21 protein-coding genes are annotated in these 23725 nt (G+C 64.8%); 13 read left to right on the top strand and 8 right to left on the bottom strand.

Going from position 1 to position 23725, the window contains the following annotated elements:
* Positions 1-33: 33 nt before the first annotated feature.
* The 3 genes from ACO06R_RS19215 (at position 34) to ACO06R_RS19205 (ending at position 4319) form a co-directional block, all read left to right on the top strand.
* Entirely contained in the window at positions 34-2304 is a 2271-nt protein-coding gene (locus tag ACO06R_RS19215; RefSeq protein WP_421853985.1) for a Wzz/FepE/Etk N-terminal domain-containing protein, read from the top strand.
* Between the two features lie 109 nt (positions 2305-2413).
* Positions 2414-3313 (top strand): bifunctional methylenetetrahydrofolate dehydrogenase/methenyltetrahydrofolate cyclohydrolase FolD, encoded by a 900-nt coding sequence (gene folD / locus ACO06R_RS19210; protein WP_421853982.1) that lies wholly within the window; start codon positions 2414-2416, stop codon positions 3311-3313.
* Between the two features lie 43 nt (positions 3314-3356).
* Complete coding sequence (locus ACO06R_RS19205) at positions 3357-4319, top strand: GlxA family transcriptional regulator (RefSeq protein WP_421853979.1); 963 nt, start codon at positions 3357-3359, stop codon at positions 4317-4319.
* 927 nt (positions 4320-5246) lie between these two features.
* On the opposite strand, the gene ACO06R_RS19200 is transcribed toward ACO06R_RS19205, so the two are convergent.
* Positions 5247-5858, bottom strand: coding sequence for a LysE family translocator (locus ACO06R_RS19200; protein WP_421853976.1), 612 nt, complete (start codon positions 5856-5858; stop codon positions 5247-5249).
* Between the two features lie 165 nt (positions 5859-6023).
* Between ACO06R_RS19200 and ACO06R_RS19195 the strand changes: the two genes are divergently transcribed.
* Positions 6024-6527 carry a MarR family winged helix-turn-helix transcriptional regulator gene (locus ACO06R_RS19195; RefSeq protein ID WP_421853973.1) on the top strand — a complete coding sequence of 168 codons (504 nt, stop codon included), beginning with the start codon at positions 6024-6026 and terminating at the stop codon, positions 6525-6527.
* Positions 6520-7203: a GNAT family N-acetyltransferase gene (locus ACO06R_RS19190; RefSeq protein WP_421853970.1), complete on the top strand. Its 684-nt coding sequence runs from the start codon at positions 6520-6522 to the stop codon at positions 7201-7203. Before ACO06R_RS19195 ends, ACO06R_RS19190 begins: the two co-directional genes overlap by 8 nt.
* Positions 7204-7206: 3 nt before the next feature.
* On the opposite strand, the gene edd is transcribed toward ACO06R_RS19190, so the two are convergent.
* Genes edd through zwf form a run of 3 tightly spaced genes read right to left on the bottom strand, consistent with a single transcriptional unit; the run spans position 7207 to position 11272 of the window.
* Positions 7207-9030, bottom strand: coding sequence for a phosphogluconate dehydratase (gene edd / locus ACO06R_RS19185; RefSeq protein ID WP_421853967.1), 1824 nt, complete (start codon positions 9028-9030; stop codon positions 7207-7209).
* A gap of 51 nt (positions 9031-9081) precedes the next feature.
* Positions 9082-9813, bottom strand: a complete 732-nt coding sequence (gene pgl / locus ACO06R_RS19180) for a 6-phosphogluconolactonase (RefSeq protein WP_421853964.1) — start codon at positions 9811-9813, stop codon at positions 9082-9084.
* Entirely contained in the window at positions 9803-11272 is a 1470-nt protein-coding gene (zwf, locus tag ACO06R_RS19175; RefSeq protein WP_421853961.1) for a glucose-6-phosphate dehydrogenase, read from the bottom strand. The genes pgl and zwf overlap by 11 nt, the downstream gene beginning before the upstream one ends.
* A gap of 260 nt (positions 11273-11532) precedes the next feature.
* Between zwf and ACO06R_RS19170 the strand changes: the two genes are divergently transcribed.
* The 7 genes from ACO06R_RS19170 to ACO06R_RS19140 all read left to right on the top strand — a co-directional run bounded on the left by ACO06R_RS19170 (position 11533) and on the right by ACO06R_RS19140 (position 19683).
* Positions 11533-12990, top strand: a complete 1458-nt coding sequence (locus ACO06R_RS19170; RefSeq protein ID WP_421859522.1) for an aldehyde dehydrogenase family protein — start codon at positions 11533-11535, stop codon at positions 12988-12990.
* A gap of 56 nt (positions 12991-13046) precedes the next feature.
* Positions 13047-13796: an SDR family oxidoreductase gene (locus ACO06R_RS19165; protein WP_421853958.1), complete on the top strand. Its 750-nt coding sequence runs from the start codon at positions 13047-13049 to the stop codon at positions 13794-13796.
* A 24-nt stretch (positions 13797-13820) separates the two neighbouring features.
* Positions 13821-15596: an SLC13 family permease gene (locus ACO06R_RS19160; protein WP_421853955.1), complete on the top strand. Its 1776-nt coding sequence runs from the start codon at positions 13821-13823 to the stop codon at positions 15594-15596.
* Between the two features lie 98 nt (positions 15597-15694).
* Complete coding sequence (locus tag ACO06R_RS19155; protein ID WP_421853952.1) at positions 15695-16111, top strand: hypothetical protein; 417 nt, start codon at positions 15695-15697, stop codon at positions 16109-16111.
* An 88-nt stretch (positions 16112-16199) separates the two neighbouring features.
* The gene (locus ACO06R_RS19150; protein WP_421853949.1) at positions 16200-17327 is read left to right on the top strand and encodes a beta-ketoacyl-ACP synthase III; all 1128 of its coding nucleotides are present in this window, start codon (positions 16200-16202) and stop codon (positions 17325-17327) included.
* 281 nt (positions 17328-17608) lie between these two features.
* Positions 17609-18502 (top strand): alpha/beta hydrolase family protein, encoded by an 894-nt coding sequence (locus tag ACO06R_RS19145; protein ID WP_421853946.1) that lies wholly within the window; start codon positions 17609-17611, stop codon positions 18500-18502.
* 155 nt (positions 18503-18657) lie between these two features.
* Complete coding sequence (locus ACO06R_RS19140) at positions 18658-19683, top strand: hypothetical protein (RefSeq protein ID WP_421853942.1); 1026 nt, start codon at positions 18658-18660, stop codon at positions 19681-19683.
* Between the two features lie 86 nt (positions 19684-19769).
* Here ACO06R_RS19140 and ACO06R_RS19135 read toward each other — a convergent pair whose 3' ends face one another.
* Together ACO06R_RS19135 and ACO06R_RS19130 are read right to left on the bottom strand one after the other, a co-directional pair.
* Complete coding sequence (locus ACO06R_RS19135; RefSeq protein ID WP_421853939.1) at positions 19770-20132, bottom strand: DUF1801 domain-containing protein; 363 nt, start codon at positions 20130-20132, stop codon at positions 19770-19772.
* Positions 20132-20500, bottom strand: a complete 369-nt coding sequence (locus ACO06R_RS19130; RefSeq protein WP_421853936.1) for a nuclear transport factor 2 family protein — start codon at positions 20498-20500, stop codon at positions 20132-20134. Before ACO06R_RS19130 ends, ACO06R_RS19135 begins: the two co-directional genes overlap by 1 nt.
* A 27-nt stretch (positions 20501-20527) precedes the next feature.
* Here ACO06R_RS19130 and ACO06R_RS19125 point away from each other — a divergent pair, with 27 nt between their 5' ends.
* Positions 20528-20938 carry a response regulator transcription factor gene (locus tag ACO06R_RS19125; protein ID WP_421853933.1) on the top strand — a complete coding sequence of 137 codons (411 nt, stop codon included), beginning with the start codon at positions 20528-20530 and terminating at the stop codon, positions 20936-20938.
* Between the two features lie 22 nt (positions 20939-20960).
* Here the strand turns inward: ACO06R_RS19125 and ACO06R_RS19120 are convergent, their stop codons facing one another.
* Positions 20961-22256, bottom strand: a complete 1296-nt coding sequence (locus tag ACO06R_RS19120; protein WP_421853930.1) for an NAD(P)/FAD-dependent oxidoreductase — start codon at positions 22254-22256, stop codon at positions 20961-20963.
* Positions 22257-22269: 13 nt separating this feature from the next.
* Positions 22270-23709, bottom strand: coding sequence for a glutamine synthetase family protein (locus ACO06R_RS19115; RefSeq protein ID WP_421853927.1), 1440 nt, complete (start codon positions 23707-23709; stop codon positions 22270-22272).
* Positions 23710-23725 lie beyond the last annotated feature (16 nt).

Raw genomic sequence — 23725 nt, 5'->3', positions numbered from 1 at the left:
CCTGAGCGTATCCAACCCGGTTTTCGGTGGCCAATGTCCAAGCGAACAGATGACCGCGACAATGCACGCGTGAACGCGGCCCTGCTTTCGATCGCCGACCGCCTCGAGGCGCGCGACCGCGATGCCGTCAGCCGCCACCAGAGCGCCCGGCTGGCACGCGAGACCAGAAAGCCGAATCCGCTTCTCGCCGAACTTGCCGACGCTTCGCCGCCACGCGATCCAGCAACGTCCCCAGTTGACGACGAGCCGCAAACCGCCGTCGCGCCGCCGTCGGCAACGCATGTCGACACCGGTCAGCACGGCGGAGATGCATCGCAATTCCGGCCTCTCATCGATCCGGCGCTGCTGGTATCCAAGGTTTGGAGCTGGCGCTATTCGATCGCCGGACTGACGGTCGCCGGCTTCATTGTCGGTTGCGCGATCGCCCTGACCACCCCGCATCGCTACACCGCCTACGCGCAGCTGCTGGTCGACCCGCGCGAGATCAAACTGGTCGGCCGCGACATCGCGCCCGACTTCCTGCCCAGCGAAGCCGCGCTGGCGATCATCGACAGCCAGCTCGAACTGGTTTCGTCGACAGCGGTTCTTGGCCGCGTCGTCGACAAGCTCAGGCTCGAACAGGATCCGGAATTCAACGGCTCCGACGGCGCAATGGGCGGCGTCATCGCGTCGATCCAGGGTTTCCTGTCGATCTTCTCGGGCGATGACGGTGTTGAGGACCGCCGCCGCACCACCTTCCAGGAATTGCGCGACAAGACGGATGCGAACCGCAGGGCGCGCACCTTTGTCATCTATGTCAGCGCCACGACCAAGGATCCGGACAAGTCGGCCTTGATCGCCAATGAGGTTTCGCGGGCCTTCATCGGCGAGCAGCAGGAGTTGCAGGCCGATTCCGCGCGCGCCGCGTCCTCGGCGCTCGGTGCCCGGCTGGAAGCACTGCAGAACGACGTGGAGCAGGCCGAAAGCGCGCTGGAAGCCTACAAGGCGAGCAGCGGGTTGATCGGACCGGGCGGGCGACTCGTGACCGACGATCAACTGGCCGCCGTTACCGCGCAATTGGCACAGGCGAGGGCGGATACGATCACCTCGAAGTCGCGCGCCGAGGCCGCGCGGTCCGCCAACGTCACGTCGGTGATCGCGGGCGGGCTCTCGCAGGACCTGACCACCGCGACGCTGAGCGCGCTCAGGGCGCAGCACGCCACGCAGCGCCAGCAGGTCGCCGCGCTCGAAAACGCCCTCGGCAGCCGCCATCCGAAACTGTCGGACGCCAAGGCGTCGTTGCAGGCGGTGGAAGCCGATATCACCGCCGAGGTGCGGCGGATCATCGCCGGAACCCAGGCCGACCTGCGGCGCGCCGTGGAAAGCGAGCAGGCGCTGGCCGCGTCGCTGGCGCAACTCAAGGCGGAGTCGGTTGGCAACAACGACGCCCAGATCCGCCTGCGCGAACTGGAGCGGCGGCTTGGCGCGGCACGCGAGATCTACGAAGCGTTCCTGCTGCGCGCCCGCGAGACCGGCGAACTGGAGGCCATCGACAGGACCAACATAAAGGTGATCTCGCCAGCCGAGTCGCCGGAGTCGCCGTCCTCGATGTCGCGCAGAGTGATTGCCGCCGGCTTCGCATTTGGCGGTTTCGCGCTGGGTCTCGGACTGGCGTTCTTCGCAGCGCTGCGCGACTCCTTTTCGGCCGGACCCGCTGGCGGATCGAACCGCCGCCAGGATGAGCATCCGGTCGAAGAGGGGTTCCCTGACAGCAAAGCCGGATCCGCGCCGCCACACGGTGCTGCGCGGGCGGAGCATGAGAACGACGGCGTGACCGGGTTTGCCGAAGCCGCCGAACCGACCGATCCCGACGAAACCCGAACCAGCGAGCACGACATGCACTCCTATCCGCCGCATTACCCGTATTTCGCACCGACCGCGCCGACCGCGCCGCAGCCCCAACCGCAAGCGCAGCCGGTCGGATGGACTTACGGACCGGTCCCCGTTGCCGCCCATCCGGTTGTTCAGCCGTCGATGCCGGTGCATGCGCCCACAGCCTATCCCCAGCCTCTGCAGCCGGCTTATGTGCAACCCTGGCCAGCCGCGCAGCCGCAATATGCGACTGCGCCCGTCTATCCCGCGCCGCCCGTACAACCCCATCCCCAGGCGGCGTCCCAGCAACCGGCCCCGGCTGCGCCATTCCCCGTCGCTTCCCCTGCCGATCAGGAAGAACTGCAAGACCTGCGGCAGTCTGTCCGCGAGATTCGCGAGACAGTCGAAGCGCTGATGCACCGCCGCGCCGAACGCGGCCGCCGCGTTGCCTGATCGCATGCGTTGAATGCACTGAATCCGTCACGAAAAGACGCATCGACGTTTCCATTGCGAACCGTGCCGTGCAAATGTCCGCGCGGCTGCTCGGAGTGGAGATTGTTCGATGGCGGAACGGATTGACGGCAAGGCGGTTGCCGCAGATGTGGTCGAGAAGGTCAAGGTCGCGGCGGACGCGCTGCGCGACAAGACCGGCACCCAAACGGGCCTTGCCGTGGTGATTGTCGGCGAAGACCCGGCGAGCCAGGTCTACGTCGCGTCCAAGGGCCGAATGGCCAAGCAGTGCGGCTTCCATTCCGAGGAACACAAACTGCCCGAGGATACGAGCGAGGACGATCTGGTCGCGCTCGTCGAAAAGCTGAACGCCGATCCGGCCATTCACGGCATCCTCGTGCAGCTTCCGCTGCCCGGCCATATCGACGAGGGGCGGATCATCCAGACGATCGCCGCCGACAAGGATGTCGACGGTTTCCATTTCATCAATGTCGGCAAGCTCGGCACCGGCGAAACCGGCACCGCCTTTGTGCCGTGTACGCCGGCGGGTTCGATGCTGCTGATCGAGCGCGCGCTTGGCCGCGACCTGTCGGGCAAGACGGCGGTCGTCGTCGGCCGTTCGAACATCGTCGGCAAGCCGATGTTCAACCTGCTGCTCGCCGCCAACGCGACCGTCACCGTGGCCCATTCGAGAACCGCCGATCTGCCGGCGCTGTGCCGTACCGCCGATATCCTGGTTGCCGCCGTCGGTCGCCCGCAGATGATCAAGGGCGACTGGGTCAAGCCGGGCGCGGTCGTGATCGATGTCGGCATCAACCGCATTCCCGCACCCGAACGAGGCGAGGGCAAGACGCGGCTGGTCGGCGATGTCGATTACGACGAAGCGGAGGCAGCGGCCGGCGCGATCACACCGGTCCCCGGCGGCGTCGGCCCGATGACCATCGCCATGTTGATGGCGAATGCGGTCACCTCGGCCTACCGCGTCAACGGGCTGGAGCCGCCTGCCTTCTGATTCCACTTCCCGCGCCAATTCGATTGGGATAAGGCTCGGGTTCATGGATTTCGACGCTGCGCCATCACGCCATTTCTCCTTCATCCTGGCGGACAAGTTTCCGATGTTCTGCCTGGCGGCGGCCATTGACGTGCTGCGTACGACCAACCGGCTGAGCGACACCGCCTATTACAGCTGGGGTACGGTTTCGCATGACGGCGAGCCGGTCGCCGCTTCCAACGAGCTGACCATCAAGGCCGCCTCGAGCGTGCAAACCATGCCGCCGAGCGACGTGGTTTTCGTTGTCGCGGGCATGACCACCGAGTTCGCCGGCAAGGCGAAAGTCATCTCCACGCTTCGGACGCTCGGCCGCCGCGGCATCGCGCTTGGCGGTATCACGCTCGGCAGCCACACGCTGGCCGAAGCCGGCCAGTTGGAAGGCCACCGCTGCACCATCCATTGGGAAAACCGCGCCGCGTTCCGCGAGCAGTTCCCGCATATCGAATGCACCGGCAACGTCTACGAGATCGATCGCAAGCGCTACACGTCGGCCGGCGGCACCACCTCGGTCGACCTGATGCTGGAAATGGTGCGGTCCGACTTCGGCTCCGATCTTGCCAACAAGGTCGCCAACCAGTTTCAGCACGAGCGCATCCGCAGCCAGCAGGACCGGCAGCGGATCGGCCAGGAGCCGGACCTGACCGGCAAGTCGGAGAAACTGCGCCGCGTCACCGAACTGATGGCAGAAAACCTGGAGCACCCGCTGACCGCCGGCGAACTCGCAGGTTCCGTGGCGCTGTCGGTGCGCCAGGTCGAGCGGCTGTTCCTGCGCCATCTCAGTTCAACGCCGGGGCGCTACTACATGTCGCTCAGGCTGGAGCGGGCGCGCCAACTCTTGCGCCAGACCAACATTCCGATCCTCGAAGTGGCGCTGTCGACGGGCTTCACCTCGCACAGCTATTTCGCCCAGAGCTACCGGCTGCAATTCGGCCGCGCGCCGAGCGACGAGCGGCGTTCGAGTTATTGAGGCTTCATCTCCACCCTTGCGGGGAAAAAGGCCAGAGGGGGGGCGTGGAAGGCCCCCTCAACGCCTCGCTTCGCTCGGCACTAGCCAGCCAGGTCCCCGCTGCCTTGTAGCGTCCCGGCGTTCGCTGGCCTTCCATCGTGCCACCGGCACGATGAATTCGCTGACGCGGACCGGCTGTTCATCCCCGGCGGGGAGAAGAACCAACCGCCTATATCGCGCCCGGCATCAAGGCGCACTTCACCGCCGCCGCGCCCCATTCTCGGAACCAGCGTTGTCAAAGAACTGGAAGACGGGCGGTCGAAGCATCGCAACGTCTAAAAGGTATAGCGATCCTCGGACCGCCCGCTCGGTGTTCTTGCAGCTTCGGTCGGCGGCCCGGAACGAAAGTCCGGGAAAACAAGACTGCGCGCGCCGCTTCATGCCGCCCTGCCGTGGGGGTTCATCACCCAGGTGAGTGACCTGACACCGCCGCAGGCCCTTCGCGTTTAGCACTCGAAACGTTCCACTGGATCGTTTCACTCGCTTGCGCGGGACGTGCTTCACCTTCGGGCGTTCGTCGTTCCAATCGGCAAATCGTTGCCGATGGACCGACCTGCGGGCGAGCACTCCTCACCCCAGCAGGCACCGTCCCTCTTCCGGGTGGTCGGTTCTAGACCCGGCTTCCAAAAGAAGGCACCGGCGATGATAGGGGAGGTTTGGAAGCGGTGGATTAATTTTTTCCCTGTTTCGTATTTGGCTTGCCGGACGCCAGGCTTCACCGCGATCACCCAGTGCCGCCATCCATCGGATCCATAGTTCATGCGATGGATGAGGCGAGGCACCCCGGAGCGGTTGACAGTTTGCTCACGCAACCGCGATTAACCATTTGATAATATATGCGAAACACTTTTCGCGCCGGAAACTTCATCCAACACGTCAACGCGTTGTCTACAAGCTGATCTGGCCGAACAGGATCGGCAGGGTCGAGGCCAGCAGCAGGACCGCCATCGCGATGTTGAAGATCGTGGCGCGGCGCGGGTCGTGCAGGAAACGGCTGAGATATCCCCCGAAGATGATCCAGATCGTCGTGGTGCACAACGCCACGGTGCCGAGGATCGCCGCGCCGGCGACAACAAATGGCAGCCCGCCGCCCTCCGGCAGGTAGGTCGCGACCGCGCTGGTGGTCACCGCCCATGATTTCGGATTGATCCACTGGAACAGGAGGCCGGTTCGAAAGCCGAGGATCGGCGCACCGTCTTCCGGCGGACGCAGCGGGCCGGCGGTGGCGATCTTCCATGCCAGCCAGATGAGGAACGCTGCGCTCAAGGCCCGCATCACCAGCTTGAGGGCAGGGACGATCTGGAACATGGCGCCGAGACCGAGGCCGACGGCGGTCAACAGGATCGCCATGCCGCAGGCCACGCCGAAGGCGAGCGGCAGCGAGCGCCGCGTGCCGACACGAACGCCCGAGGTCAGCATCATCATGTTGTTGGGGCCGGGCGAGCCGGCCATGATCGCGCAGAAGGCGAGATAGGCGGCAAACAGGTCGAGGGCGGCCATGACGGCGGTCTCCTTTGCAAGGGCAACATTCTGTCGCCGACATCCCGCCCCGTCGCGCCGAAAAATGACATCGAGACAATTTCGCGGCCGGGGTTGCCGCAACGGCTTGACAGTCGCAAAGAAGCATAACAGGTTATATAACGAGTTATGAATGGAGTGCAGGCCATGGTCAGGGATTTCACCCGGGAGATGGGTTACCTGCCGTTCGGCAGCCGGCTGAAACGCGTCGGCGAGCGCCTTCAGGCGGAGACAGCCCGCTTTCTGCAGCAGGCCGGCATCGACCTGCCGAAGGGGGTCTGGCCGTTGCTTCTGACGCTCGATCAGGACGGCCCGCTGACCATCGGCGAACTGGCCGCCGCTCTCGGCGTTTCGCAGCCGGGCGTCACCCGCAGCATCCGCCAGCTCGAGGCCGCGGGTCTTGTCGAAGCGGTGCCCGATGCGGGCGACCGCCGCCGCAAGCCGGTCGCGGCAACCGAGAAGGGCGCGGAAATCCTCGCTGCGACGCGCCGCGAATTGTGGCCGCATATCGAGGCCGCCGTGCGCGAATTGTGCACGTCGATGCAAGGCTCGATCCTCGACCAGCTCGACCGGATCGAGGACGAACTCGACCGCCTGCCGCTGGATCGCCGGGCGGCCGAAATCCGGGACAGGGAGAATGACGATGGCTGATCATGTTCTCGACCGGCCGATCTGGGCCGCGCTGACAAGCCGACAGGCGCATTTCGCCTCTGGCGGCCAGGACGCGCTGCGCTATCCGGCCGACGTATCGCCCTTCGCGGTGGCGCGCGACGGTAGCGCGGAAAGCCTTGCTGCACTCGCTGCGCTGGTGCCCAAAGGCGGCCATGTTATCACCGCCGAAAGCGGCGGCGCCCCCGTGCCGCCCGGCTTGACGCTGGAAGGCGAGGCCGAGATCGTGCAGATGCTCGCCGCCGATCCCGCAGTCGCGGAACCGGATGACCGGATCATCCCGCTTGGCGCGGCCGACGCCGAGGAGATGCTGGCGCTGGCAACCCTGACGTCGCCGGGACCCTTTGCCATCAACACCCACCGCATGGGCCGCTTCATCGGCATTCGCATCGACGGGCGGCTCGCCGCGATGGCGGGTGAACGGTTGCATCTTGACGGTTACCGGGAGGTCAGCGGCGTCTGCACCCATCCCGACTTTCAGGGTCAGGGTCACGCCGGCCTGCTGTCGCGGATCGTCGCCACCCGCATCGCGCGCGAAGGCGAAACGCCGTTCCTGCACGCCTATTCGTCCAACGCAGTGGCGATCCGCCTCTACGAAAAGCTCGGCTTCCGGATCGAACGCCGGGCGATCGTCAGGAAATTGTCGCGCGGGGAATAGCCCTCACGCAAACACGCTGGCGCCGGCGTCCGCGTGGCCTGCGACCCGGCGGAACACCTCGAACAATTCGCGGCCCGCGCCATGCGCGTTGCCGGAAAGATCGGCGGTTGCCGCCTCGCGCGCCGCAAACTCTTCGGCCCGAACCAGCACTTCGAGCGTGCCTTCGACCGCGTCGACGCGCAGCAAGTCGCCGTCGCGCACTTGCGCGATCGCGCCGCCCTCGACGGCCTCCGGCGTGACGTGGATTGCCGCCGGCACCTTGCCGGACGCACCCGACATGCGCCCGTCGGTAACCAGCGCGACCTTGTAGCCGCGATCCTGCAGCACACCGAGGCAGGGTGTGAGCTTGTGCAGTTCCGGCATGCCGTTGGCCTTCGGCCCCTGGAAGCGGATGACGGCGACGAAGTCCTTTTCCAGTTCGCCCTTGCGGAACGCCTCCTGCAATGCGCCCTGGCTGTGGAAGATCACCGCCGGTGCTTCGACGACATGGCACTCCGGCTTGACCGCCGACACCTTGATGACCGCCTTGCCGAGATTGCCGGTCAGCATCTTCAGCCCGCCATTGGCCTTGAACGGTGCGCTGGCGGGCGCCAGAACCTTGTCGTCGCCGCTCTTTTCGGGTGCCGGATTGCGCACGATGCTGTCGCCGTCGAGGCCGGCCTCGACCATGTAGGGCTCCAGCCCCTGGCCGAAGACGGTGCGCACGTCGCGGTGCAGCAGGCCATCGCCGGCAAGTTCGCGGATCAGGAAGCCCATGCCGCCCGCCGCGTCGAAATGGTTCACGTCGGCCAGCCCGTTCGGATAGACGCGCGCCAGAAGCGGCGTGGCGTCCGACAGGTCGGAGATGTCCTGCCAGGTGAGGCTGATGCCGGCCGCCGCCGCCATGGCGATCAGGTGGATCGTGTGGTTGGTCGAGCCGCCGGTCGCATGCAGGCCGATGACGCCGTTGACCACCGAGCGCTCGTCGATCATCTCGCCCGCCGGGGTGAATTCGTTGCCGAGCGCGGTGATCGCCAGCGCCCGCTTGGCGGCCTCGCGCGTCAGCGCGTCGCGCAGCGGCGTGTTCGGATTGACGAAGGACGAGCCGGGCAGGTGGAAGCCCATGATCTCCATCAGCATCTGGTTGGAGTTGGCGGTGCCGTAGAAGGTGCAGGTGCCCGGCCCGTGATAGGAGGCGCTTTCGGCCTCCAGCAGTTCCTCGCGGCCGACCTTGCCCTCGGCGTAGAGCTGGCGCACCCGCGCCTTCTCGTCATTGGGCAGGCCGCTGGTCATCGGTCCGGCCGGCACGAACACCGCCGGCAGATGGCCGAAGGTCAGCGCGGCGATGACCAGCCCCGGCACGATCTTGTCGCAGACGCCGAGATAGACGGCGGCGTCGAACATGTCGTGCGACAGGCCGACGCCGGCGGCCATGGCGATCACGTCGCGCGAAAACAGCGACAGTTCCATGCCGTCCTGGCCCTGGGTGACGCCGTCGCACATCGCCGGCACGCCACCGGCGACCTGCGCCACGCCGCCGGCCTCGCGCGCCGCCTGCTTGATGAGTGCGGGGAAGGTCTCGTAGGGCTGGTGCGCCGACAGCATGTCGTTATAGGCGGTGACGATGCCCAGATTGGGCACGACGTCGCCCTTCAGCGCCGACTTGTCGGACGGGCCGCAGGCGGCGAAGCCGTGCGCAAGGTTGCCGCAGGAGAGTTTCGTGCGCACCGGGCCCTTTTCGGCGCGCGCCTTCAGCCGGTCGAGATAGGGCTCGCGGGTCGGCTTGGAACGCTCGGCGATGCGGGCGGTCACATCGGCGATGGATTGGCGAACGTCGTAGGCGGTCATCGGTCCGGCTCCGTGAATGTATCTGCGTCTGTGTCTGGCCGCGGGCGCTCTTCAGGGCGCCCAGAAGACATGTACCGGCTGCGCGTCCTGCGCGAGCACCGCGCGCACCGGCATGGCCTGCGTGTCGTCGCCGGCAAGCGCGTCGTCGAAGACCCGGCGCTTCTCCTCGCCCTCGATATGGAGCGCCAGGAAGCGGGCTTGCATGAGCGGCGGCAAGGTGAGCGTCAGGCGGGGCTCGCCGGCGCCTTCGGCCTGCATCGTCACCACCCGGGCGGTGCCGGCCGGGTCGACCGCCTCGGCAAGCCTGTCGCCGCCGGGAAAGAACGACGCGGTGTGCCCGTCGGCGCCCATGCCGAGGATCGCCGCATCGAGCGGCCACGGCACGCCGGCAAACAGTTCGGCACTGCGGGCTGCGTTTTCCGCCGGCGTGGGCAGCGCGGTCTCGAACGGCACGAAATGCGCCCTGGAAGCGTGGTTCAGCAAAAGTCTTTCGCGCACCAGCCGCTGGTTGGCGCGCGCGTCGCCGGCTTCAACGATGCGCTCGTCGACGAGGATCACGGTCACCCGGTCCCACGCGATGTCCGTCTGCGACAGAACATCGAACAGTTTTTTCGGCGTCGAGCCGCCGGAAACGGCAAGCGAAGCCTCGCCGCGTTCGGCAATCGCGCCGGCCAGCGTCGCGGCGAGACCGGCGGCCAGCGCCACCGCCAACGCGTCGCGGTCCGGATAGTCGTGCCGCCTGATCATGCCGGCATCAGCTTTCATGCCGGAATCAGCTTTCATGCCAAGTGCGTCCGTCGCGCTCGATCAGCGCGATCGAGGCCGACGGCCCCCAGGTGCCGGCGGTGTATTGCTGCACAGGCTGGTCGGTCGCCTCCCAGGCCTTGAGGATCGGATCGACCCATTTCCAGGCCGCTTCCACCTCGTCGCGGCGCATGAACAGTGTCTGGTTGCCACGGATCACATCGAGGATGAGGCGCTCATAGGCGTCCGGATTGCGCGCCGCGAATGCGTCGGCGAAACTCATGTCGAGCGGCACGTGCCGGAGCCGCATGCCGCCGGGCCCGGGATCCTTGATCATGATCCACTGCTTGACGCCCTCGTCGGGCTGCAGCCGCATCACCAGCTTGTTGGCGACCAGCCGGCCGGCGGCACTTCCGAAAATCGAATGCGGCACCGGCTTGAAGGCGACGACGATCTCCGACACCCGCTTGGCGAGCCGCTTGCCGGTGCGCAGGTAGAACGGCACGCCGGCCCAGCGCCAATTGGCAATCTCGGCTTTCAGCGCGACGAAGGTCTCCGTCTTGCTGTCTGGATCCTCAAGCTCTTCCAGATAGCCGGTGACCGGGCCGCCATCGGCCGCGCCGGGCGCATATTGGCCGCGCACCGTCTGCTTCTCGCAGCAGCTCTCGTCAATCGGCTCCAGCGAACGCAGCACTTTCAGCTTCTCGTCGCGCACCGCGTCGGCATCCATCGAGGAGGGCGGCTCCATCGCCACAAGGCACAGCAGCTGCAGCAGATGGTTCTGCACCATGTCGCGCAGCGCACCGGCCTTGTCGTAGTAGCCGGCCCGGCCTTCCAGACCGACCGACTCGGCGACCGTGATCTGGATATGGTCGATATGGGCGCTGTTCCACAGCGGCTCGTAGAGCGTGTTGGCGAACCTGAGCGCCATCAGGTTCTGGACCGTTTCCTTGCCGAGATAGTGGTCGATGCGGAAGGTCTGGTTTTCGGAGAATACCTCGCCGAGCATGTCGTTGAGCGCCTGCGCCGACTGCAGGTCGCGCCCGATCGGTTTTTCGACGACGATCCGGGTTTGCGGCGTGATCAGCCCGTAGCCGCGCAAACGCGAGGCGATCTCGCCGAACAGCGACGGGCCGACAGCGAGATAATAGGCGCGCAGCTTGCGCGGATCGCCGTCAAGGGCGGACTTCAGGTCCTCCCAGCCACGCTCCGACATCGCATCGACAGGGATGTAGCGGATTTTCGACAGGAAACGCGCGACTTCGCCATCGTCGAGCGGTTCCTTGATGAATTGCTGCAACGCCTTGTGCGCAAACGCGCGATAGGCATCGTCGCTCATCTCGGCACGGGATGCGCCGATAATCTGGGCGTTGTCCGGGATCTGGCCATCGATCTGGCGATGATACAGTGCCGGAAGCAGCTTGCGCTCGGCGAGATCGCCGGTCGCACCGAAAACGATATAGTCGAAGGGATCGACGGGAATGATCTGAGCGCTCATGGAGGGGCCCGACATCGTTGGGAGCTGTCCAGAGCCATAGTCTAATCGATTTAAAAAGACCAGAGCCGATCCCGGTTTTTCTGATGTAACCGAGAAATTTCATCATCCTGACATGTTCCACCGGCTCGCCGAGCGCCCACAGCCGGGGCGTCAGGTTGAGCGTTGCCTTCGCATTTCTCCGCATGCGATAGATGCCGCCTGACGGAACTCGGACGGGATGGCGCGAAGCAATGCTGGACACCAAGGACAATGAACGGCTGATGAGCGCCGGCGAGGGGACACAGGCGTCGAACCTGATCGGCGGCGAGCCTGTCGACAGCGCCGGCGGCGAGCGGATCGATGTTGTCTGCCCGTCGGACGGCGCGGTCTTCGCGTCGATCGCGCGCAGCGCCGCGCCGGATGTCGATGCGGCCGTCGCGTCCGCACGTCGAGCCTTCGAGGACGGGCCTTGGAGCCGGATGACGGCAACCGAACGGGGTCGCATCCTGACGCGTCTTGGCGAACTGGTCGACGCCAACCGTGACGAACTCGCCGCGCTGGAATCGCGCGATACCGGCAAGCCGGCGCGCCAAGGCGTCGCCGATGTCACCGCCGCCTGCCGCTACTATGAGTACTACGGCGGCGCCGCCGACAAGGTGCATGGCAGCCAGATCCCGTTTCTCGACGGCTACCTCGCCTTCACCACGCGCGAACCGCATGGTGTCGTCGCCGGCATCATCCCGTGGAACTACCCGTTGCAGATCCTGGCGCGTGTCGCCGGTGCGGCGCTGGCGATGGGTAATACGCTGGTGGTCAAGCCCGCCGAGGATGCGTCCTTGACCACCGTGCGCATCGCCGAACTGGCACTGGAAGCCGGTTGTCCGCCCGGCGTTTTCAATGTGGTCACGGGCTACGGCACCGAGGCCGGAGCACCGCTGTCGGCCCATCCCGGCGTTGACTACGTCACCTTCACCGGATCGACGGCGACCGGAACCGCCATTCAGCAGGCCGCGGCCATCAACAATCGCGGCGTGACGATGGAGCTTGGCGGCAAGTCGCCACAGATCGTGTTTGCCGATGCCGATCTGGAAGCCGCACTGCCGGTGGTCGTCAACGCGATCATCCAGAATGGCGGCCAGACCTGCTCGGCGGGCAGCCGCGTGCTGATCGAGCGCCCGGTCTATGGCGCGTTCACCGCTGAACTTGCCAAGCGGTTCGCCGCACTCGTCGCCCAGCCCCATTACCGCGACGGCGATCTAGGACCATTGATCAACCGGCTGCAGGCGGATCGCGTTGCCGGCTTTGTCGCCGAAGCCGAAGCGGCAGGCGCCACGGTTCTTGCCCGCGGCAGCGTCGCCGCCGATGCGCCTGAAGGCGGCTGCTACCAGGCGCCGGTGCTGTTCGGCGACGTCGATCCACAAAGCAAGCTCGCCCGTGAGGAAGTGTTCGGTCCGGTGCTGGCGGCGTTTGCCTTTGACGGCGAAGACGAGGCGGTGACGCTTGCCAACGGGACCGAATACGGGCTGGTTGCCGGCGTGTGGACCAGCGACGGAGGGCGGCAGCATCGTGTCGCCAAGCGCATTCGAGCCGGCCAGGTCTATGTCAACGCCTATGGGGCGGGGGGCGGCATCGAATTGCCATTCGGCGGTTTCGGGAAATCCGGCCACGGCCGCGAGAAGGGTTTCGAGGCGCTGATCGACATGTCGGCTGCCAAGACGACGGTGTTCAATCACGGCTGACGGCACTTCTGCCGGCGGCAAGGACAATGAAAAACAGACGGGACAAAGGGATTGGCATGGGACGACTGGACGGCAAGACGGCGGTGATCACCGGGGCGGCATCGGGTTTTGGCGCCGGCATGGCCAGACGGTTTGCCGAGGAAGGCGCCAATGTGGTCGTCGCCGACCTGAACGGTCTCGGCGCCGAGGAAATCGCGGCATCGATCGGCGACAGCGCGCTGCCCGTCGCCGCGGACGTCACCCGGCGCGACGATATCGAAAGCATGATTGGCACTGCAGTTGAGCGTTTCGGCGGCATCGACATCATGGTCAACAATGCCGGTTACACGCATAAGAACGGCGACCTGCTGGAGGTCGACGAGGAAACCTTCGATCTCGTCTTCGCCGTCAATGTGAAGGCGATCTACCACGCCACGCTGGCTGTCGTGCCGCTGATGGAAGAACGCGGCGGCGGCTCGATCATCACCACTGCCTCCACGGCGGCGCTCAGGCCGAGGCCGGGGCTGACGTGGTACAACGCGTCGAAGGGATGGGCGGTGACCGCCACCAAGTCGATGGCCGTCGAACTGGCGCCCAAGAACATTCGCGTCAACGCGCTGTGCCCCGTGGCCGGCGAAACCGGCATGCTGGCCCGCTTCATGGGCGAGGACACGCCGGAGATCCGCGAGAAGTTCAAGTCGGTGATCCCGCTTGGCCGCTTCTCCACGCCGCTCGACATCGCCAATGCGGCGCTGTGGCTGGCCTCCGACGAAGCGGCCTTCATCACCGGCGTTGCACTGGAAGTAGATGGCGGCAGGTGTGTGTGACGACAAAGCGCTGGGGAGTTTGGCATGACCGGTGAGCAACTGTTCCTGTTCGGGCTTCTCGGCACCGTCTTCGTCTTTCTGATCTGGGGGCGCTTCCGCTACGACCTCGTGGCGTTTTCGGCTCTGCTGATCGCGGTGGCCGCAGGTCATATCGAGGCAGACACTGCCTTTGCGGGCTTCGGTCATCCGGCTGTGGTGATCATCGCGCTGGTGCTTGTCGTATCGCGCGGCCTGGTCAATTCCGGCGCGGTCGAACTGATCTCCCCCTATGTGGTGCGCCCGGAACGCGGCGCGCCGATGCATATCGCGGTGATGTCCGTGGTCGGCGGGCTGTTGTCGGCAATCATCAACAATGTCGCCGCACTCGCCCTTTTGATGCCGCTCGATATCGACGCCGCGACCAAGGCGAAGCGGGCCGTCGCTTTGACGCTGATGCCGCTGTCGTTCGCAACCATCCTCGGCGGCATGCTCACCCTGATCGGCACGCCGCCCAATATCGTCGTCTCGCAGTATCGCGCCCAGGCGCTCGGCGAGCCGTTTTCGATGTTCGACTTCACGCCGGTCGGTCTTGCTGTCGCCGCCACCGGCATTGCCTATGTGTCGCTGATCGGTTGGCGTCTGCTGCCAAACCGCGAGCGCAAACGGCTGGCCGCGCCCGCCGAGGAGGGTGGCAGCTTCGTCGCCGAGGCGCGCGTCAAGGACGGTTCCAAGTCGATCGGCCTGCAGGTCAACGAACTCTACGCGGCCGCCAGCGACAACGATGTCTTCATTCTCGGCGTCATCCGCCGCGGCAAGCGCCTGCCCGGCTATGGCCGCAACCACACGCTGGCGAAATCCGATTTTCTGGTGCTGGAAGGCGACCCGAAATCCATCGAGGCGTTCATGGGCGCGGCCGATCTGGATTTCTCCGGGTCCGAGAAACACGATCTTGGCCTGGCCTCGCCGACGCTGACGCTGGTCGAGGCAATCGTGCCCGACGGCTCGCGCATCGCCGGCCGTTCGGCCTCCGATCTGCGGCTGCAGTACCGCCATGGCATCACGCTTTTGGGCGTGTCGCGCTCCGGCAAGCGTTTCCGCGACCGCATCCGCCGCCTGACGGTCATGCCCGGCGACGTGCTGCTGCTGCTCGGGCCACAGGAGCGCATGCAGGAAATCACGTCATGGCTCGGCGTCTGGCCATTGGCCGGCGGGCAGACGCAGTTCCTGCAACGCAGCAAGGCGACCATGGCGATCGCCGGTTTCGCTGCCGCCATCCTTGCTTCCGTCCTCGGGCTCGTGTCGCTGGATATCGCGCTTGGCATGTGCGTTGTCGCCTATGCGCTGCTCGGTCTGGTTGGCGGGCGCGAGATCTATGAATCGATCGAGTGGAAAGTCATCGTCCTGCTCGGTTCGTTGATCCCGATTGGCGTGGCACTGGAGGCGTCGGGCGGCACGGAACTGATCGCCCGGCTGATCGTCGACGCCACAGCCGGCTTCCCGGCCTGGGTGGTGCTGGCCGTTCTGATGATCGTGACGATGACGCTGTCGGACTTTTTGAACAATGTCGCCACCGCGCTGATCGCCGCCCCCATCGGCGTCGGCGTGGCGACGGCGCTTGACGTCAATCCGGACCCGTTCCTGATGGGCGTTGCGGTTGCCGCCTCCTGCGCCTTTCTGACCCCGATCGGCCACAAGAACAACACCATCGTCATGGGGCCTGGCGGCTACCGCTTCGGAGACTATTGGCGCATGGGGCTGTTGCTCGAGATCATCGTGATCGTGGTCGCCGTGCCGGCCATTCTGCTGGTCTGGCCGTTGTAGAATACTCCGCGGCGTAAATCACAACATCGCCGGGTTTCGGCCCATAACCGGCTGCATTCGCGCGTTACATCGCCTCCTCGAACTGCCCGGAGGCTGCCATGATGGAAACGCTGATCGTTTTGACCCTGCTCGGCTGCGACGACACCGCGACGCAGTGCAATTACCTGCGCACCGTCGAACAGCGCTATGCAACGGCGGAGGAATGCGGCCTCGCCGCCGACCGCCTGCTCGCCGAGGCCGATGACGGCCGGTATCCGGTGGTCGTGGCCCGCTGCCTGCAGCCGGCCGAGACGGTTGCTTCGGGCCCCGAACTGCCGGCCGTGCCAGAAGTCGACAGCGAGCCGATAGACATCATCATGTATGAGCCGCCGGAATGGGATGTCGTCGAGGTGCGCACCTCGCCGGGCCGCAAGCTGCGCGGCATGGCGGTCGCCCTTGTGTCCGGGACGGCGCAAGCGGCGGGGTCGGTAAGCCGGCGCGCCGGCGCACTCATCGACTGGGTCAATCCTTTCTGACCGGAACGGCGATGGCGCGCCGGTTGCCCATTGAATTGCCGTCTTCGAGCACTTATTGCCTGAATACTGCAATCAAAGAACCAGAAACATGCAAAACGTCGCCATTTCCGGCACCGGGGTATTCACCCCGGAAGAGAGCATCTCCAACGCCGAACTCGTCGAGGCATTCAACGCCTTTGCCCGCCGCAAGAACAGCGAAAACGCGGACGCCATTGCGCGCGGCGAGGTCGAGCCGATCCCCGATTCCGACGAGGGGTTCATCGTCAAGGCGTCGGGCATCGAAAGCCGCCATGTGCTGAACAAATCCGGCGTGCTCGATCCGGAGCGCATGTTCCCGCTGTTGCCGGAACGCTCCGACGACGAGTTGTCGGTGATGGCCGAAATGGCGCTCAAGGCGGCATCCATAGCGCTTGAAAAGGCCGGCCGCACGCCTGCCGACATCGACGCCGTCATCTGCGCCGCCTCCAACCATGAGCGCGCCTATCCGGCCATCGCCATCGAAGTGCAGCAGGCGCTCGGTATCAACGGTTTCGCCTTCGACATGAATGTCGCCTGTTCGTCGGCGACCTTCGGCATCCAGGCCGCCGCCGACATGATCCGCTGCGGCTCGGCGCGCGCCATCCTGATGGTCAATCCGGAGATCTGCTCGGCGCATCTGGAATGGCGCGACCGCGACTGCCACTTCATTTTCGGCGATGTCTGCACGGCTGTCGTATTGGAGCGCGCCGATCTGGCGACCGCGCCCGGCCGCTACGAGATCGTCTCGACGCGCTGCCTGACGCAGTTCTCCAACAATATCCGCAACAACAACGGCTTTCTGCGCCGCACCCGCGAAGGCCACATGCAGGACCGGCGCGACATGCAGTTCCGCCAGGAAGGCCGCAAGGTGTTCAAGCAGGTCGTGCCGATCGTCGCCGAGCTGATCCAGACGCACCTGGCCGACGAGAAGCTGTCGGCCGACGATCTGTCGCGCCTGTGGCTGCATCAGGCCAACAAGGGCATGAACGACCTGATCGGCGCCAGGGTGCTTGGCCGCACGCCGGCAAACGGCGAGCAGCCGAACATCCTGCAGGACTACGCCAACACCTCGTCCGCCGGCTCGATCATCGCTTTCTCGAAGTATTCCGACGATCTGCAGCCGGGCGACTACGGCGTCATCTGCTCGTTCGGCGCCGGCTATTCGGCGGGCAGCGTGATCGTGCGCAAGGCGGCCTGAGCTGGGCGCTCCCGTAAATCCCGTAACGTAAGATTTTTCGATTGGCCACAAGGCGGATGCGCGCCATGATGCGGAGGACATATGTTCGTTAGCACCGGGCTGGTTCGATGTTCTGCTTTGTCGCGAATTGCCGACCAACGAAATCTGTCTTGGCCAGTTGGCTGTTGGTGGCGGTGACCCTTCTGTCGGCGGTCGACCCGGCCCGAAGCGCTGACCCGGCGATCAAATGCGTTCAGGAAATCCTCAACGATGTCGGTTTCAATGCCGGGCCGGAAGACGGCGTGCTCGGAAAGAAAACGACGGCTGCTTTTGCCAAGTACAGTATGATCGCCGTGCCGATATATGGAATGAAGCCGGGTCCGCTGATCCCCTCAACCAGCTCGGACTGGTGCGTAGACCTTTCCGAACGCCATCCCGTCAGGACCATTTCAGGCCGGCAGTTTCGCCGGATGACCGACAATCCTGGCCACGACGTTTGGCAAGGTCACTTCGGGAAGGGCTGGTTGGTTCGCATCCATGGCTGGGTCGCCGGCCTGCCGCCGGACGATGTGGTCTTTTTTGCCCATGGCGACGACCTCCCTCTCGGCGAGTTCTCGGGTGTCTGCGGTGAAGTGAATTCGATGCTGCGATACAGAAGTGTCCGGGCAAGGCTGCAATACGTAAAGGTCACCGCGTGCGTATTCAGGCCTTATGCATCGGTTCCACGAAAGCGGCGGCAGGCAGAGGAAATCGCGGAGTTCGTGGAGGTCATCGAAATGGTGTCGTCAATGTGGCCGGCAGCCGAATCACACTGCACCGGGCAGTCCGGCGGCGCTCTTCTGTGTCTCGCCGCCGCGCAGCATGTAGCCACCGATTTTGGATGCGTGGTCGCCGCAGCGCCGCCGTCGGCGCTTCGAATGTTGGGACGGATGAAACACGGCAAGCTGAGCCGGTTGGCAAAAAGGGCATATGATCCTCTGGATCATGTCGCAAAAACCCGTGGCGAACGGATCATGATCGTCGGTGACAAGGAAGATGATGTCGTCAGCTACAAGGTCTGGGATGCCTTCATCGAGGCGGCGGCAAGCCATGGCATCGAAGTGGTGTTCCAGCGCGTGTATGGCTGGGGGCACAATGTACGCGGAGCGGGCGCGGCGCATACGAGAGTGTGTTTGGAAGACCTGAAGTCCGGGTAATCCTTTCGCGTGCTGAACGCCTTCCGGGCGGCAGGCCATCTCCACGCTGTGTCGGCTGTCCCGAACTGATCCCTCCTGAAACGGCCAAGTATTTTCTGTTGCCACCGGCTCGATTTGTTGCAAGCTTCCGCAACGGCATCACATGCGGGGCGCTCATGTTTCAGGCGGTTCTTCGGCGACTGGCGATCGCGCTTGCGGCAATGCTGCTGGCCGCGCCGGCATCCGCCGCCAATCAGGACATCGCCTGCATTCAAAAGGTGCTGAACGAGGTCGGGTACGACAGCGGCCCTGTCGACGGCTTGCTTGGAAAGCGGACCAGAGGCGCGGTGGAAAAGTACATTGAGGAAAGCCAGTTAACGGCGGGAGTTGCTCCGAGTTTCTTCGACGACAAGAAGCTCGTGAAACAGAATGCGCCCTTCTGGTGCCGCCTCCTTTCGTCGCGGCATCCGGTCAGCGAACACGCCGACACGAAGTTCCGCAAGGCGGCTTCGTTTGGGTATCTCGAATTCTGGCAGTCGAACCGCCGTGACGGGTGGGACCTGCGCATGGCCGATTGGGCTCCGGGCAAGAGGCGGGACAACATCGTCGTGTTCGTCGACGGGGACGGGGGCACGCCCGATGCCTTCAGGAGGAATTGTCTCCATCTCGGCAGCAATGTGATCGGCCGCTCATCGATGGCGTGCATCTACCGGCCGCTTTCAGCCAACGGGCGCAAGATCAGGCAACCGGAGGAGGTCAACGCCTTTGTGAACGTCCTCAAGACCGTCGAGGACATGTTTCCTGATTCCGCGCTGCACTGCCTGGGACACTCGTCGGGTGGCCATCTCTGCCTCGCCGCCGCCCAGCAGCAGAAGTTCGATCTGGGATGTCTGGTCGGATCGGCGCCTGTCTCGGCGAACAAGTTGTTTGTAAAGCTGAGAAGCGGCAAGCTGCACCCCGTTCACAGGCGCGCCTACGATCCGCTCGATCATGTCGAGAAAACCAAAGCCGAGGACATCATCATCGTCGGCGATCGCGAGGATCCGGTGGTCAGCCACAAGGTGTGGGATGTGTTCATCGAGGCTGCCGCGGAAGCCGGGATCGATGTCGACTTCGTTGCTGCGCCGGGGCTCGGTCACAATGTCGCGGACGCCGCGCTCCTGGCGCTGAACCGTTGCTTACTCATGTTGCCCTACCGGTAAGAAAGGATCTCACCGCTACAGCCGGTCGAGCATCGAATACCACGCCAGTGCCCCCGGATGCGAAACCGCATGGCGGAGAGGGACACTCAGCCGCCATCCATCATGTCGCACCAGGCGATAACAACCGCCTGCAGTTCATCCTTCTTTGTTTCGAGTTCGGCGAGTTTTGCGATTTTGAAGCTGCGGCCGTCCTTGGCGTCGCCTTCGAGATTGGGAAAGTCTCCGGGGATGTGCGCGCCGCGATGAAACATCAGGCTCGCGTGCTTTTTCGACCTCGGGAAGAAGGACGCGATGTTGCCCTTGTAGACGAAGGTCGGCGCTCGCCACTTGATGGTTTCGCTCACCCGTGGATCGGCGGCGAGGATCGCGTCGCGCATCGCCGCGACGACGTCCTTCATCGGATTTTCGTAGCTTGCCAGCCAGTCCTCGACCTGCCTGTTGCGGTTCATCAATCACCATCCCCGTCCAGCGTCGTGATCAATTGCGCGATCAAGCCCTCCTCCATGCGGTAGCGGTTGAGCCCGCTGCCCTTGCCGCCCGGGATCGACGGCGAGAAGCAGGTCCAGCCGACGCGGATCTCGTCGGCGTCGGTTGCAACATGGTCGATACGGATGCGCATGTCGATCATCGGCATCTCCCAGCCAAGCGCCATCGCCGCCATCACTGCGTCGCGGCCCTCGTGGCGGCGCATCTCGCCGGTGAACGGCTCCTCATAAACCGCATTGTCGGTGAAACAGGCGGCGAGCGCCTCGGCCCCGGTTTTGCCGGCTTGCATCGCCAGAAAGAAATTGCTGATCTCGATCGGCACGTCGGTCATGATGTAGGCTCCTTTCGGGAGATGGCGATGAACAAGCGACATCTGGACAGTCTCAGCGAAGCGCTGCAACGGCTCGAAACCGATGAAGCCGGTGCGGGCGCCTGGACGGCGCTTCCGGCTCTTGCCCGACTGCAGTCTGGAGAATGGGATTTCGATCTCGATCTCGCTGCTTCACGAACACTTGGCGCGCCGGTCGTCTTTGTGCGCGAACGCGTCGCGGGTGCCGAGGGCCTCGAATGCCTGACGCCGCGCCAGCGCGAGGTTGCCGGGCTGATCGCCAAGGGACTGTCGAACCGGAAAATCGCTGTGGAACTGGGCATCACGCTCGCCACCACCAAGGATCATGTTCACGCCGTGCTCGACCGGCTGGGCTGCGCCAGCCGCGCCGCTGTCGCCGCGCGTCTCTATGGTGAATTTAACTCTCGCAGCGGCAACTGAACATCCATCGCAGGATGGATGCTCAGATCCGGTCCAGCATGGAATACCAGGTCAGCGCCAGCGTCAGCATCGGCTTGCGGAATGTGCGGCCACCCGGAAAGGCCGGGATTTTCAACTCGCGGACGAATTTCAGCCGGTCGCGGTTGCCGGTCACGGCCTCGGCGTAGAGCTTGCCGGTAAAGTTCGACAGCATGACGCCATGGCCGGAAAAGCCGCCGGCCGCCGTCACGCCGGGCATGACCTCGCGCACGAACGGTTCGCGGGTCATGGTGATCCCGACCGAGCCGCCCCACGCGTGGGTGAATTCGATGTCGGTAAGCTCCGGATAGATCTCCACGATCTGCCGGCGGATGTGGCTGGTGATGTTGACCGGGCTGTCGGCGGTGTAAGCCTCACGCCCGCCGAACAGCAACTGGTTGTCGCCGAACTTGCGGAAATAGCGCACCATGAAACGCGAGTCGTCGATGGACTCGCCGCCCGGAATGACCGTACGCGCGGCATCGCCCTTCAATGGTTTGATCGCGCCGATGAACGAACGGATCGGCATGACGTGCGATGCTGAAACGGGTTCGAAGTTCTCGTCGCCATAGCCATTGACCGCGACGAATGCCCGCTCGGCGGTAATCGCGCCTCGCTCCGTCGTAATCCGGACTTTACCGCCGTCGCGGTCGATACCGGTCGCCGGCGTGTTTTCAAACATCTCGGCGCCGTTTTCGCTGGCCACCTTCGCCGTGCCGATCACCAGTTGAAGCGGGTCGATATGGCCGGTCGCCGTGTCGCGGATCGCAGCATGGTAGAAGCTGCTGCCGATGCGCTCGGCGGCCTCGTCGCGATCCATGAAGGTGATGTGCGGGTAATCGAAACGCTCGGCCATGATGTCGGCATGGGCACGGTATTCGTCGATATAGCGCTTCTTGTGCACCGCCGAGATCTGCCCGGCGCGGTATCCGATGGCGATGCCGTTGTCCTGCGCGAAATCGAGCAGGTGGCGCTTGGCCTCCTCGGCCAGGTGGAACAGCGCCTTGGCGCGTTCCAGTCCGAGCGCCTCCTCGTGCTCCTCCGGCCACGACCGCTGGCCGGTGCCCATCTGGCCGCCATTGCGGCCGGACGCGCCGTCGCCGAAACGGTGCGCTTCCACCAGGACGACGCGCGTACCCGCCTTGGCCAGATGCGCCGCCGCCGAAAGTCCGGTGAAGCCGCCGCCGACGATCGCCACGTCGCAATCGCGGTCGCCGTCAAGCGCCGGATAGGCCGGTCTTTCGACGTCCTGCGCCTCGTACCAGGAGATCCCGGGCGAGATCGGGCTTTGATAGGTCATGGTCATACGCGCGCTAGACGTTGAGCAGCAAATACTCGCGTTCCCACGGGCTGATCACCCGCATGAACGTCTCGAACTCGCCGCGCTTCACCCCGGCGAAGGTGGCGACGAACTCCCGCCCCAGCACCTCGTCGAAGGCCCGTTCGCTCTCCAGCAGCGATGTCGCCTCCAGCAAGCCGCGCGGCAGGTCGACCGTGCCCTCATTGGCGGTTTCCGCCGTCGGACTGGACGGCACCAACCCATTGACCATGCCGAGGTAGCCGGCCGCCAGCGATGCGGCAAGCGCCAGATAGGGATTGGCGTCGGACGACGGCAGGCGGTTTTCCACGCGTCGCGCCGCCGGCGTGGAAGTCGGGATGCGGAACGCCGTGGTGCGGTTGTCGTAGCCCCACGCCGTGTTCACCGGACACGCCATCTCCGGCGCCAGGCGCCGGTAGGAATTCACATAGGGCGCCATCATCACCAGCGCCTTCGGCACGTAGTGCTGCATGCCGCCGACAAACGAGAGGAACAGCTCGGTCTCCGAACCGTCTTCGGCCGCGAAGATGCTTCTGCCGGTCTTGGCGTCGACAACCGACTGGTGGATGTGCATCGCGCTGCCGGATTCGTCCTGCATCGGCTTGGCCATGAAGGTGGCGAACATGTCCTGTTTCAGCGCCGCCTCGCGGATTGTCCGCTTGATCATGAAGACCTGGTCGGCCAATTCGATCGGATCGCCGTGGCGCAGGTTGATCTCGAGCTGCGACGGGCCTTCCTCATGGATCAGCGTGTCGATCTCCAGCCCCTGGGCCTCGCAGAAATGGTAGATGTCGTCGATCAGGTCGTCGAACTCGTTGACGCCGGCGATCGAATAGGCCTGGCCGCCGGAAATCGCCCGGCCGGAGCGCCCGGTCGGCGGCTGCAGCGGATAGTCCGGATCGGAATTGCGGGCGACGAGATAGAACTCGATTTCCGGCGCAACGACCGGCCGCCAGCCCTTCTTCTCATAGGCCGCGACGACGCGTTTCAGGACGTTGCGCGGCGTATAGGCGATATCATTGCCATCGGCGCCGACGAGATCGCAGATCACCTGCGCGGTCGGGTCGCTTTCCCAGGGCACGACGGACAGTGTCGACAAATCCGGCATCAGCTTCAGGTCGCCGTCATGCGGATCGTAGCGGAAGTCGCCGGTCTCCTCGGGGTACTCACCGGAAATCGTCTGACGGAACAGCGCCGACGGCAGCGCCAGCGATGTCTTGGAGGTGAATTTCTTTGACGGCATCATCTTGCCGCGCGGAACGCCGGCAAGATCGGGCGTGATGCACTCGATGTCTTCGATGGTGCGGAAAGCCAGCCATTCTTCGGCCTGTTTCCAGTTCTTCACGCCGCGCAGGTTACTGACATGCGTCGGCGGTTTTCGTGTCTTGGTGGCGGCGCCGCGCACGGCTCGGCTCCGGGTGCTCTCGTTGGCCATCAATCACCAGATTTGT

This window comes from Oricola sp. (assembly GCF_965230365.1).
GTDB lineage: Bacteria > Pseudomonadota > Alphaproteobacteria > Rhizobiales > Rhizobiaceae > Oricola.
This window is presented reverse-complemented; position numbering and strand designations above follow the sequence as displayed.

What these genes read in the sequence shown, in the direction of transcription:
- ACO06R_RS19215 (WP_421853985.1), top strand. Translation starts at nt 34, where the DNA reads ATGTCCAAGCGAACAGATGACCGCGACAATGCACGCGTGAACGCGGCC.
- folD (WP_421853982.1), top strand. Translation starts at nt 2,414, where the DNA reads ATGGCGGAACGGATTGACGGCAAGGCGGTTGCCGCAGATGTGGTCGAG.
- ACO06R_RS19205 (WP_421853979.1), top strand. Translation starts at nt 3,357, where the DNA reads ATGGATTTCGACGCTGCGCCATCACGCCATTTCTCCTTCATCCTGGCG.
- ACO06R_RS19200 (WP_421853976.1), bottom strand. Translation starts at nt 5,858, where the DNA reads ATGGCCGCCCTCGACCTGTTTGCCGCCTATCTCGCCTTCTGCGCGATC.
- ACO06R_RS19195 (WP_421853973.1), top strand. Translation starts at nt 6,024, where the DNA reads ATGGTCAGGGATTTCACCCGGGAGATGGGTTACCTGCCGTTCGGCAGC.
- ACO06R_RS19190 (WP_421853970.1), top strand. Translation starts at nt 6,520, where the DNA reads ATGGCTGATCATGTTCTCGACCGGCCGATCTGGGCCGCGCTGACAAGC.
- edd (WP_421853967.1), bottom strand. Translation starts at nt 9,030, where the DNA reads ATGACCGCCTACGACGTTCGCCAATCCATCGCCGATGTGACCGCCCGC.
- pgl (WP_421853964.1), bottom strand. Translation starts at nt 9,813, where the DNA reads ATGAAAGCTGATTCCGGCATGAAAGCTGATGCCGGCATGATCAGGCGG.
- zwf (WP_421853961.1), bottom strand. Translation starts at nt 11,272, where the DNA reads ATGAGCGCTCAGATCATTCCCGTCGATCCCTTCGACTATATCGTTTTC.
- ACO06R_RS19170 (WP_421859522.1), top strand. Translation starts at nt 11,533, where the DNA reads ATGAGCGCCGGCGAGGGGACACAGGCGTCGAACCTGATCGGCGGCGAG.
- ACO06R_RS19165 (WP_421853958.1), top strand. Translation starts at nt 13,047, where the DNA reads ATGGGACGACTGGACGGCAAGACGGCGGTGATCACCGGGGCGGCATCG.
- ACO06R_RS19160 (WP_421853955.1), top strand. Translation starts at nt 13,821, where the DNA reads ATGACCGGTGAGCAACTGTTCCTGTTCGGGCTTCTCGGCACCGTCTTC.
- ACO06R_RS19155 (WP_421853952.1), top strand. Translation starts at nt 15,695, where the DNA reads ATGATGGAAACGCTGATCGTTTTGACCCTGCTCGGCTGCGACGACACC.
- ACO06R_RS19150 (WP_421853949.1), top strand. Translation starts at nt 16,200, where the DNA reads ATGCAAAACGTCGCCATTTCCGGCACCGGGGTATTCACCCCGGAAGAG.
- ACO06R_RS19140 (WP_421853942.1), top strand. Translation starts at nt 18,658, where the DNA reads ATGTTTCAGGCGGTTCTTCGGCGACTGGCGATCGCGCTTGCGGCAATG.
- ACO06R_RS19135 (WP_421853939.1), bottom strand. Translation starts at nt 20,132, where the DNA reads ATGAACCGCAACAGGCAGGTCGAGGACTGGCTGGCAAGCTACGAAAAT.
- ACO06R_RS19130 (WP_421853936.1), bottom strand. Translation starts at nt 20,500, where the DNA reads ATGACCGACGTGCCGATCGAGATCAGCAATTTCTTTCTGGCGATGCAA.
- ACO06R_RS19125 (WP_421853933.1), top strand. Translation starts at nt 20,528, where the DNA reads ATGAACAAGCGACATCTGGACAGTCTCAGCGAAGCGCTGCAACGGCTC.
- ACO06R_RS19120 (WP_421853930.1), bottom strand. Translation starts at nt 22,256, where the DNA reads ATGACCTATCAAAGCCCGATCTCGCCCGGGATCTCCTGGTACGAGGCG.
- ACO06R_RS19115 (WP_421853927.1), bottom strand. Translation starts at nt 23,709, where the DNA reads ATGGCCAACGAGAGCACCCGGAGCCGAGCCGTGCGCGGCGCCGCCACC.